Source organism: Streptomyces viridifaciens, assembly GCF_001888885.2.
GTDB lineage: Bacteria > Actinomycetota > Actinomycetes > Streptomycetales > Streptomycetaceae > Kitasatospora > Kitasatospora aureofaciens.
In genome coordinates this window covers 1,745,625-1,756,774 of record NZ_CP090841.1, presented here as the reverse complement: position 1 = coordinate 1,756,774, position 11,150 = coordinate 1,745,625, and the positions used below count along the sequence as shown (strand labels likewise).

At 69.5% G+C, this 11,150-nt stretch carries 8 protein-coding genes; 5 read left to right on the top strand and 3 right to left on the bottom strand.

Annotation, left to right across the window (positions count from 1 at the left end; translation table 11 throughout):
- Window positions 1–9 precede the first annotated feature (9 nt).
- The 3 genes from BOQ63_RS15290 (at window position 10) to BOQ63_RS15280 (ending at window position 3,431) form a co-directional block, all read left to right on the top strand.
- Window positions 10–1,344: an MFS transporter gene (locus tag BOQ63_RS15290; protein WP_072654469.1), complete on the top strand. Its 1,335-nt coding sequence runs from the start codon at window positions 10–12 to the stop codon at window positions 1,342–1,344.
- A gap of 70 nt (window positions 1,345–1,414) precedes the next feature.
- The gene (locus tag BOQ63_RS15285; protein WP_072654468.1) at window positions 1,415–2,455 is read left to right on the top strand and encodes a MupA/Atu3671 family FMN-dependent luciferase-like monooxygenase; all 1,041 of its coding nucleotides are present in this window, start codon (window positions 1,415–1,417) and stop codon (window positions 2,453–2,455) included.
- 31 nt (window positions 2,456–2,486) lie between these two features.
- Entirely contained in the window at window positions 2,487–3,431 is a 945-nt protein-coding gene (locus BOQ63_RS15280) for a TauD/TfdA family dioxygenase (RefSeq protein WP_072654467.1), read from the top strand.
- A gap of 77 nt (window positions 3,432–3,508) precedes the next feature.
- Here BOQ63_RS15280 and BOQ63_RS15275 read toward each other — a convergent pair whose 3' ends face one another.
- The 3 genes from BOQ63_RS15275 to BOQ63_RS15265 all read right to left on the bottom strand — a co-directional run bounded on the left by BOQ63_RS15275 (window position 3,509) and on the right by BOQ63_RS15265 (window position 7,730).
- A complete protein-coding gene (locus BOQ63_RS15275; protein ID WP_072654466.1) occupies window positions 3,509–5,461 on the bottom strand; it encodes an AfsR/SARP family transcriptional regulator in 1,953 nt (650 codons plus the stop codon).
- A gap of 416 nt (window positions 5,462–5,877) precedes the next feature.
- Window positions 5,878–6,525 carry a response regulator gene (locus BOQ63_RS15270; protein ID WP_072654465.1) on the bottom strand — a complete coding sequence of 216 codons (648 nt, stop codon included), beginning with the start codon at window positions 6,523–6,525 and terminating at the stop codon, window positions 5,878–5,880.
- A complete protein-coding gene (locus BOQ63_RS15265; RefSeq protein WP_072654464.1) occupies window positions 6,510–7,730 on the bottom strand; it encodes a sensor histidine kinase in 1,221 nt (406 codons plus the stop codon). Before BOQ63_RS15265 ends, BOQ63_RS15270 begins: the two co-directional genes overlap by 16 nt.
- Before the next feature lie 109 nt (window positions 7,731–7,839).
- Here BOQ63_RS15265 and BOQ63_RS15260 point away from each other — a divergent pair, with 109 nt between their 5' ends.
- A complete protein-coding gene (locus BOQ63_RS15260; RefSeq protein WP_223885945.1) occupies window positions 7,840–8,607 on the top strand; it encodes an ABC transporter ATP-binding protein in 768 nt (255 codons plus the stop codon).
- Window positions 8,607–10,985, top strand: coding sequence for an ABC transporter permease (locus tag BOQ63_RS15255; RefSeq protein WP_072654462.1), 2,379 nt, complete (start codon window positions 8,607–8,609; stop codon window positions 10,983–10,985). The genes BOQ63_RS15260 and BOQ63_RS15255 overlap by 1 nt, the downstream gene beginning before the upstream one ends.
- Window positions 10,986–11,150 lie beyond the last annotated feature (165 nt).

Here is an 11,150-nt window from a genome sequence, read left to right as displayed (position 1 = left end):
GGTCGACGCATGACGGCGCCCACCGAATCCGCCGCACCGGTGCCGCTGCGCCGTAACCGCGACTTCCTGCTGCTCTGGACCGGGAACTGGCTCCAGTTCTTCGGCTCCCGGCTCAGCGGGGTCTGCTATCCGCTGCTCGCGCTGGGCCTCTCCGGGGGCTCGGCGCGGATGGCGGGCTACGCGGCGACGGCCGCCGTGCTGCCCTACCTGCTGTTCCAGTTGCCGGCCGGTGTCCTGGTCGACGGCTGGGACCGCCGCCGGGTGATGCAGCTCAGCGCGCTCGGCCGACTCCTGGTGCTCGTCACCGTGGGCGTCGCCCTGGTGCTGGACCGGTTGGACGTCCGGGCGCTGGTGGTGCTGATCGGCCTGGACGTGAGCTGCGCGCTCTTCTCCAGCCTGGCTGAGCGCGCCTCGATCCCCGTCATCGTGCCTGCCAGCCAGCTGCGTTCGGCGATGGCCCAGAACGAGGCCCGCGGCAGGGTGGCCGGTCTGGTCGGAGGACCGATCGGCACCGTGCTCTACACCTGGACGAAGTCTGCGCCGTACTTCGCGGCCGCGGTCGGCGCCGTCGTCGCCGCCGTCAACGTCCGGTTCATCCGGACCGACTGCCGCCCGCCGGGTGCGGGAACCGAGCACCGGGACGTCCGACGGGAGTTGCTCGATGGCCTGGACTGGGTCCGTCGGCACCGCTTCCTGCGCGTGGCGATCCCGTTGGTGTCCGCGAGCAGCGGTCTGCTCCAGGTGGTCTCGCTCGCGTTGGTCGTCGTCCTGGTGAAGGAGCAGGGGCACGACCCTGACACGGTCGGTCTGCTGGTCGGCATCAGCGGCTGCGGCGGCGCCGTCGGGGCGCTCACCGCCCGCTGGTGGATGGGCCTGCTGCCGTTCCCGGTGCTGCTGGTCGGCGGTTTCGCCGTCTGGTCGGCGTTGATCGCGGGCATGGCCTTCGTGACCGGGCCGCTGGCGCTGGGCATGCTGTTCGGCGCAATGAACCTGGTCGGCGCGGTGTTCGGGGTGGCCACGGCGGTGTACCAGCTGACCGCCACCCCGGCGGAGCTGCAGGGCCGGGTCGCCTCGATCGCCGGGCTGCTCACCGCGGCTGGCCCGGCGCTCGGGGCCTTCGCCTCCGGCCACCTGCTGGACCGGTTCGACGGATCCGGGACGATGCTGATCACCGCCGGTGGCATGGCGGTGGTCGCGCTCAGCGCGGCGGCCGTCCCAGCCGTTCGGCAGGCCCGCCCGGCCGAGCAGGCGCCCGAAGCCGGCCCCACGTCCGAGACCGATCCGGCGCCGGAAGACGGCCCGCCGCCGGAACCCGGCCCGGCCCCCGAACCCACCCGGGTCTGACGACCCGCCATCATCTCGCCAACCCCTCCTGTCCGACCCGAGTGTCTGACCCGAACCGAAGGGACGGTTCATGGAACTGAGCCTGTTCTACTTCGCCCATGACAGCACGGCGCCCGGCCAGTCCGGCCGCTACGAGCTGCTGATCGAGGGTGCCAAGCTCGCCGACCAAGCCGGGCTCGCCGCCGTGTGGACCCCGGAGCGGCACTTCGACCCGTTCGGCGGCGCCTACCCCAACCCGTCCGTACTCGGCGCGGCACTGGCCACCTGCACCCAGCGGATCGGCATCCGGGCCGGCAGTGTAGTGGCACCCCTGCACCCGGCGGCGCGCATCGCCGAGGAGTGGTCGGTGGTGGACAACCTGTCGGGCGGCCGGGTCGGGGTCGCCTTCGCCTCAGGCTGGAACGCGGTGGACTTCGCGCTGCGCCCGGAGAACTACGCCGAGCGCCGGGGCCTCGTCCAGGAGACCGCCGAGGAGGTGCGCCGGTTGTGGCGGGGCGAGTCGCTGAGCACGACCGACGGCCTGGGTCGGCCGGTCGAGGTACGAACCTATCCGCCCGCCGTCCAGCCAGAGCTGCCGATCTGGCTGACCTCCGCGGGCGGCGTGGACACTTTTCGTGCGGCCGGCCGGATGCGCGCCGGTGTTCTGACCCACCTGCTGGGCCAGAACCTGGAGGAACTCGCCGGGAAGATCGCCGAGTACCGCAGGGTAGCCGCCGCCGAGCACGACGGCTGGAACGGCCACGTCGTGCTGATGCTGCACACGCTGCTCGGCGACGACCTGGACAAGGTTCGCGAGCAGGTGCGCGGCCCGTTCACCGCCTACCTGAAGAGCTCCGCCAACCTGACGGCCAAGAACTTCCTCGGCAAGGACGTCGACCTCTCGCAGCTCCAGGCGGCCGACATGGACTACCTCGCCGCGCGGGCCTTCGACCGCTACTTCGACACGGGCGGTCTGTTCGGCGGTGTCGACCGCGCTGCCGAACTCCTGCCGCACATCCGGGCCCTGGGCGTGGATGAGATCGGCTGCCTGGTGGACTTCGGGGTGGAGTCCCGGGCTGTCCTAGAAGGGATCGACAAGCTCGGCAAGCTGCACGACCTCGCCACCCGATGAATCGGTTCACCGCCCACCGAGAGGAGTTGTGATGACCACCGAAGTCCGGACCAACCAGGTATGGGCCCCGTACGAGATCACCACGGAGGCCGCAGGCGCGAGTGACCTGGCCGACTGGCTCACCGAACTGGGTGCCGAGGGGCTGACCGCGCTGCTGACCGAACGGAAGGCGCTGGTGTTCCGCGGCTTCGGCGTCCCGCCGGAGGCCGTCGAGCCGGTGCTCGACCGGCTGCTGCCCAACCGCCTGCCCTACGTGCACGGAAACTCGCCGCGGACCAGAGTGCGCGGCAACCTGTACACCTCCACCGAGTACCCTCAGCGGTTCACCATCTCGATGCACAACGAGCTGAACTACGCCCGTAGCTGGCCATCGCGGCTGGCGTTCTACTGCCAGACGGCCGCCGAGCGCGGTGGAGCGACGCCCGTGCTGGACGGCGCGCTCTGGTTGGCCTCACTGGACGACGAGGTGCGTGAGGCGTTCGCCGACGGGATCCGCTACGTGCAGAACCTGCACGACGGTTACGGCCTCGGCAAGAGCTGGCAGGACACCTTCGAGACCGACGACCGCGCGGTGGTCGAGGAGTTCCTCTCCCGTTCGGAGGCGGAGTGGGAATGGGGGCCGGACGGCATCCGGGTGAGCCAACTGCGCCGTGCCACCACCACGCATCCGGTGACCGGCACGGAAGTGTGGTTCAACCAGGCCGACCAGTGGCACCCGGCGGGACTGGGCGACGACACGGCGGCCGAGCTCTACCAGATCCTGGAACCGTCCGAGTTCCCGCAGTACGTGACCCTCGCCGACGGCACGCCGATCCCGGACGAGTACATCCTGCAGATCCGGGACCGGGGCCTCGAGCATGCCATCGACGTGGACTGGTATCCCGGGGACTTCCTGCTGATTGACAACGTCCTGACCGCCCACGGCCGCCGCCCCTTCGAGGGGAGCCGCAGGATCCTGGTCGCCATGTCCGACTGACCGGGGATCACCAGTCCGCTGGTGGAACGCGCGCCGGTGTCCCGTCCCCAGGGGGGCGGAGCACCGGCGCGCGGCTTTCAGCAGGAAGCGGGGGCCGCACGGCGGGCCACCGAGGACAACTCCCCGTCCAGGCCCTCGGGTTCGTCATCCAGCGCTTCTTCCGGTGCCTCCTCCCGGGACAGCTCGGCGGCGATCAGCCGGGTGAGGGAGGCGAAGCGGAACCGTAACCGCCCATGGTCGTCGATGGAGGACGGGGAGATCAGCCAGGCGTCGGCCAGCTGTTCCAGTTGCTGTTCGAGGGCCGGCTCGGCAGCGGCTGTAAGAGCCACGGTGTCCGCCCCGAACTCGAACTCGGTGATCCGTCCGAGCTGGGGCAGGAGCGAACGCGCGCCCTCCGGCAGCTGGCTGACCGCCGACATCAGTGCGGCTCGGACACTTTGCGGGCCGTACGAGAGTTCGTCCAGCCGACGTCGCGGGTTCGCCAGCCGGGCTGCCAGGTCGCCGATGGCCAGCATCGGTCGGGCCGCCAGCTTGGCACCCACCAGCCGCAGGGCGAGTGGCAGCCCGTCGCAGAACTCCACGACCGCCCTGGCAGCGGGCAGGTCCTCCATCACCTTCCCCTGGCCGCCGATCGCGGCCAGCAGTTCCACCCCGTCCTTCGGAGACAGCGGGCCGAGCGCAACGGTGTCGGCATGAGTAACGGTCGGCAGCCGGCTGCGGCTGGTCATGATGATCGCGGCATACGGACTGTCCGGGATGACCGGCTGAATGTCCTGCTCGGGGGTGACGTCGTCCAGGACGACCAGCAGGCGGCGCCCGTGGGAGAGGACGCGGTAGCGTTGGGCGATCTCCTCGGAGCCTCCGACGGATCCGGCCGGTTCGCCCATGGCGTCGAGGAGCCGCGCGAGAATGCTCTCGGCGTCGCGCGGAGTACCGTCGGGTTCGACGGCTTCGGCGAACAGCACACCGTCGGGGAACAACTCGGTGCAGTTGTGGGCCGCGCGCACTGCGAGGGCCGTCTTCCCGGAGCCGGTCGGTCCTGTTACCAGTAGCCGGGCCGGAGCGGACCGTGGAGAGGACGCGGTCGCGGCGCTGGTCACCCCGCCCTCCACCGCTACGAGTTCGGCCGTACGGCCGACCAGCGGTCGGATGTCAGGTGGCAGTAGGACAGTAGGGCGGCCCCCGCGGGGCGGATTCGCCGACACAGTTCGTGAGGGAAGAATGGTGGAGGACAGATCACTCGAGAGGACGGCTTGATAGGCCTCGGAGAGTTCCGGGCCTGGATCCACGCCCAGTTGGTCGGCGAGCAGGCGGCGGCCGTCGTGGTAGGTCATGAGGGCATCAGCCTGACGGTTGCTGCGCCCCAGGGCGGTAACCAGCTGGGCACGGAACAGCTCGCGAAGTGGATACCGACTGACAAGCCCGGTCAACTCGGATATCAGGCCGGAATGTTGGCCCAGCAGGAGATCGGCGGCGATGCGTTGCTCGGTAGCTGCGGCGAATGCCTCGTCCAGGGCTGGTCGTTCGATTTCGGCCAGGTGCTCGGTGACGTTGACCAGAGCTGTGCCGGACCAGAGTTCCAAGCCGGCCCGCAAGGAAACCGCTGCAGTGTGGTGGTCGCCTTCGGCGAGGGCCTGTCGACCGGTCTCGGTGAACTGCTCGAATCCGGTCAGGTCGAACGGGGAATCGCCGATGTCCAGACGATAGCCACGGTGTTGACGGGTGATCTCGACGGCATCCCCCAACTGCCTTCGAAGTTTGTGGATGTACGTGTAGATCTGCGCGTGCATGGACGATGGCGGTGACCAGCCCCACAAGCGTGCGCTCAGCTGGTCGTAGGTCACGGATCTGCCGCGGGCGAGGAGAAGAGCGCTGAGCACCGTGTGGATCTTGGCGCCGGACAGCTTGATGGGGCGGCCGTTCGACAGTACTTCGACCGGACCGAGGACGCGGAACTCGAGCTGCGATCTCCTGCCGTCGATAGGCGTTCCGGGTGCCGGATCATGTGCCGGGGGTGAAGACGTGTTCAATGCTGATCTCCTTGCCTGCTTCTGGATGCAGCGGCTCCCGGTCGGCCGAAGGCATGGCTCCGCCCGTGAAGTGGACGGAAGACCATGGGGTGCTGAAGCCGCAGTGGGGCGGGACGGGGCACAGCCCGGGCTCACGTTCCGGCGCAGGGCGGCTGGAGGCGGTGGGTGAACGATCCGGTCTGCTGCTCGGCCGGCGGCTGGGACCTCAGGGAGCGCAAGAAGGAACAATCGAGGGAGTGCGTTCCAACTCGATTGATCGAGGAATGAACTGAACAGTTCGCCATCAAGTAAACCCCCCGTTTACATGATCTACGACTGGATCTGGCGATTGCTTGCGCCGTTGAACCCTTCCGGGTGTCACTGCCGAGCGGTTGGCCGATTCCATCGTCCCGTGGCGAGATCGGCTCTACGGCCGGTCACGCCTGGAGGAAACGCAGAACCGCCAGGACACGACGGTGTCCGTCGATGTCGACCGGCAGATCAAGCTTGGTGAAGATATTACCAATATGCTTGTTGATGGCGGCGTCACTGATGAAAAGTTCTGCGGCGAGATTCGCGTTCGACCTACCTTGCGCCATCAGGCTCAGTACCTCCTTCTCGCGCGCGCTCAGCCGCTCCAGCGGGTCCTGGCGGAGTCGCACCAGTTGGTGTACCACCTCAGGGTCCACCACCGTGCCGCCGCGGGCCACCTGGTCCAGCGTCGTCATGAAGTCACTGACCGCACCGATCCGCTCCTTCAGCAGGTAGCCGACCGCGTCGCCGTTGTCCGAGTCCAGTAGACGCATCGCGTAGGACTGCTCGACGTACTGGCTCAGCACCACCACGGGGAGCCGCGGGTACGTCTGGCGCAACGTCACGGCTGCACGCAGCCCGTCGTCACTGTTCGACGGTGGCATCCGCACATCCGTGACGACCAGGTCCGGTTGCTCGGCGTGGACGGCCTCGATCAGGGCGTCCGCATCGCCGACGGCGGCGATGGCGGTGTGCCCGAAGCGTTGCAGCAGGCCGACCAAGCCCTCCCGCAGGAGGACGGCATCCTCGGCGACGATCACCCGAAGTGGCATGGGATCTCCACATGAAGCAGGGTCGGGCCGCCGATCGGGCTCGATACGCGGATGCGCCCGTCGACGGCAGTGAGGCGGTCGGCGAGCCCGGTCATACCGCTGCCGAGGGTCGGGTCCGCTCCTCCGCGGCCGTCGTCCGAGATCTCCAGGACCAGCAGATCGGCGTGGTAGCGGCCGGACACGCTGGCGTTCCTGGCACCGCTGTGGCGTGCGATGTTCGTCATGGCCTCGCTGATCAGGTAATAGACGTTGGTTTCGACGTGCCGAGGAAGTCGCCCGGGCAGGTGCAGGTCCACCTCGACTGGTATCGGGAAGCGGCTGGCCTGCTCCCGTACGGCTGCGGCCAGCCCGTGGTCTGCCAGGACCGGTGGATTCAGCCCGCGAACCAGACTACGCAACTCCTCGTGTGCGGCGGACAGTTGCTCCTGCGCCTGGATCAGTTGCGCACTCAGCGGTGATCCCGGTGGGACATCCAACTGTAGGAGCCCGAGAGTCATCCCCAAAGTGATGAGCCGCTGCTGTGCGCCGTCGTGCAGATCCCGCTCGATGCGCACCCGCTCGGCGTCGAAGGCGTCGATCAGTCGGACCCTGGAGGCGTGCACCTCCTCCAGGGCGATGCCGAGTTCCTCGTCGCGCGGGGCGAGCAGGGTCCGGGAGAGTGCGGCGCGGGCGCCAGCCCAGGAGGTCACCGTGTACGGTGAGGCCAGTAGCACGAGGCTTCCGAAGACGGCCCATGGCCAGGTGACGCCGTCGACTGCCTCGAAGCAGAGCGCGGGCACGCCGAAGGAGAAGGCCAGGACCAGCAGGTCCAGCCACCAGAGTGCGGCTGCCGAGAGCAGCGTGAAGCCCAACTCGCGCCAGGTCACCGGCTCCTTCAATCGAGTGGCGACCCAGGCGCGCAGGCCCGGACCGCTCGGCTTCTGGTGCGGATCCGGGGTGTCGTCGAGGTCGACCAGTCGCAGTCGGCGCCGTTCGATGGTCGCCACCGTCACGGAGGAGAGGACGACACCCACCAACGGGGCCACGCCGACCAGGATCACCAGCAGTACCAGACCGACCACCAGGCCGGCCGCCAGCACCGCCACGGCGGCGGCTCCGACCAGCACGCCGCTCGCGAGGTAGGCCACTGAGCGCCACGGCCAACTGGAGGTGAGGAAGCTCAACGGGCGTTGGGCCATCGCCTGCCAGGCCGTTTTGGGACGCATGCCAAGCACCCTAACCCGGGGGTGCACGGGGCAGGGTAGTGCTGGCAATACCTTTGAAGTAGAGCCCGGATCAATGCTGGTGGTCCGCCGATCGGGTGGAATGCTCATCGTGACAACTACGAAGCAGGCACCCGCCTCGGACGCGGTCCAGCTCTACACCGTTCGCAAGGTCTATGGCTCGGGCGAGCAGGCCGTGACCGCGCTGGACGGTGTGTCGCTCGGCTTTCCGCGTGGAACCCTCACCGCGATCATGGGACCGTCCGGTTCCGGAAAGTCCACCCTCCTCCAATGCGCCGCGGGTCTGGACCAGCCGACGGACGGCCAGGTGATGGTGGCAGGAGTGGACATCAGTTCGCAGAACGAGCGCGAGCGCACCAAGTTGAGGCGCGACCACATCGGGTTCGTCTTCCAGGCCTTCAACCTGGTCGAGTCGTTGACCGCCGCGCAGAACGTTGAATTGCCCTCCCGCTTCGCCGGCCGCAGGGTCAGCCGTGACCAGGTCGCCGCGGCACTGAGTGCGGTCGGGCTGGCCGAGCGGGCCGGACACCGACCGAGCCAGCTCTCCGGCGGCCAGCAGCAGCGTGTCGCCCTTGCCCGCGCGCTGGTGACCCGCCCCGATGTGCTCTTCGCGGACGAGCCCACCGGCGCGCTGGACACCAAGACCTCGCGCGAAGTGCTTCGGCTGCTGCGCCGGTTGGTCGACCAGGAGGCGCAGACCACGATCATGGTCACGCACGACCCGGTGGCCGCCGCGATCGCGGACACCGTGGTCTTCCTCAAGGACGGCCGGATCGCCGACCGGGTGACCCTCAGCCGAGAGGCCGATGCCCGCAACGCTGCGGCCATCTCGGCCCACATGACCCGACTGGAGTCCTGATGCTGGTCATCGCCAACGTGCGCGAGCGCTGGACCAGCTTCCTCGCCTCGTTCGTGGCGGTCCTGGTCGGCGTCGCGTTGATCTCGACCACCCTGGTCATCTATGACTCCGCCAAGCCGACCGTCCAGCCCCGGCTGGAGGGCACCGCCGCGCTGGTGCTGCCGCCGCAGGCCACCGACCGCAACGGCAGCCCCAAGGACCGGGTCCCGTGGGACAAGGCCGAGGCGGACGCGCTCGTCGCCAAGTTGCGCGCGGTGCCCGGCGTGGACGCCGCCGTGGTCGACCGAACCTTCTACGCCCAGGTGTTCCGGGACGGCCGACCGGTTGCTGACGAAGGCGCGGCTGACGCCGGCCACGGCTTCTCCAGCACCAGGCTGGCCCCGTACAACCTGGTCTCGGGCCGAGCGCCGAGCGGAACCGATGAGGTCGTCGTCGACCGCTCACTGGGCGTGGCGGCAGGGCAGCGGGTGACCTTGAACCTCACCCCTGGGCGCAGTGAGTTCAAGGTCGTCGGCACGGTCGACGGGCCCGGCTATTTCTTCAGCGACGAGTCCGCCGCCCAACGGGACCCGGGCGTTCGGGTGATCGCTCTGGTCGGCGGCGCCGGCGCCTCCAGCGGGGCGATCGCCGCGGCGGCCCGTACCGCCGTCGGGGACCAGGGCAGTGTGGTGTCCGGCGACGGCCGCTCCACGATCCAGCCCCAGTACGTCGACCACAAGCGCTTCCTCGGCACCCAACTGATCGCCGCCATGGCCACCCTGGGTCTGTTCACGACGGCCTTCGTGGTCGCCTCCATGCTGGTCCTCGCGACCGGACTGCGTCGCCGTGAGATCGGCCTGCTCCGAACGATCGGTGCCAGCCCGCGCCAGGTGCGCCGGATGGTCCTGGGCGAGGCCGCCACCGTCGGTGTGCTCGGTTCGCTGGCTGGGTGCCTGGTCGGCGTCGCGGCCGCGCCGCTCCTTCGCGACATCCTGCTGCGCCTGGACGTCGCCCCGCCGGACCTCGCGGTGCGGGTGGCGGCATGGCCGCTGCTCGCCGCCGCCGCGATCGGTATCGGCGTCAGCGTGATCGGCGCCTGGGCGGCGAGTCGGCTGGCCGCCAAGGTGGCTCCGTTGGAGGCGCTGCTGGAGAGCCGTTCCGGTAGCCGGTCAATGAGCCGACCCCGGCTGATTTCAGGCCTGGTCGTGCTCGGCCTCGGAGTGGTGTGCGCAGTGATGACCGCCACTGCCGCCGCGGACAGCCGGGTCAACATGGCGATCGCGGCGACCATGGTGCTGATCGTGGCGGCCGCGCTGCTCGCCCCGGTATTCGTCGGTCCGGTGGGCCGGGCGGTGACCAGCCCGTTCAACCGGGCGGGTTCGGCCGGGCCGATGCTCATCCGGGCCGAGCTCACGGCGAGTGCGCGCCGCGCCGCGTCCATGGCTGCCCCGGTGATCGCGGCCGTCGGGTTCGCCGTGCTGCTCAGCGGCATGGTCGAGACGATGCGGGTGGCCTACCCGGCAGGCGACGCGCTGAAGCTCGCCGGCCAGGTGATCATCACCAACGACGGGACCCCCGGCAACACCGACGAGGTGGTCGGCGCCAATCCGGTCGGCAAGGCCTCCCTGCCCACCCGTGCCTTCGTCCACAAGGCCGACGGCTCGACCGTAGTGATCGACGCGCTCGGCTCCCGGGACCCGAAGTGGGACCGCCCGGGTCAGGCGGTGCTCGGAGAGTCCATCGCGACCTGGCTGGGCGTCAAGGCCGGGGACCAGTACCCGGTGCGCTTCGCCGACGGTGCGACCGTCCAACTGCGCGTCGCCGAGGTCCTGCCCGACGACCCGGCCCGGGGCGACTTCGTGATGTCCCGCGGGCTGGTCCGCGGCCACGACCCGGCCGCGCTCAACGACGACATCTTCGTCCCCGAGCAGACGAAGCCGGTTACCGTTCCCGGAACCGCCGTGCACGACGCGGTCCAGTACGCCCTGGACGACTACAACACCGATGCCCGACTGACCAACAGCCTGGCCGCGATGCTGATCGTCATCGCGGTCGGCTACAGCGGGATCGCCGTCGCCAACAGCATGGCGATGGCCGCGCACGGCCGGCGCCGTGACTTCGCGGTGATGAAGTCTGCGGGCGGCACGATCAGGCAACTGCTGGCGTTCGCCGTCGGGGAGACCTCCCTGGTGGTCGGCGTCGGCGCGGTGCTCGGCGTGCTGGTGACGCTGCCGCCGCTGGCCGGAATGGCCTCCGGGCTCTCCCAGGTCACCAAAGCGGACGTCGGGCTGAACCTGAACTTCTCCATGCTGGCCGCAGTGATCCTCGGATCGCTCGTCCTGGCGATCGCCGCGAGCGCGGCGGTCACCTGGAAGACCTTGCGCCGCGCGGAGATCTGAGACGGGCGCTGCTCCGGGACACCCCCGACCCGGAGCAGCGCTCCTTCGCGTTCCGCCCCGGGATGCCCACCGATCTGTCGCCGCCCTATAGAAGGCCGTCGCGGCCGTTATAGAAGCCTGATAGCGACGCTCATTGTGCTGTGCGGGAGCACAATGGGAGGCGAT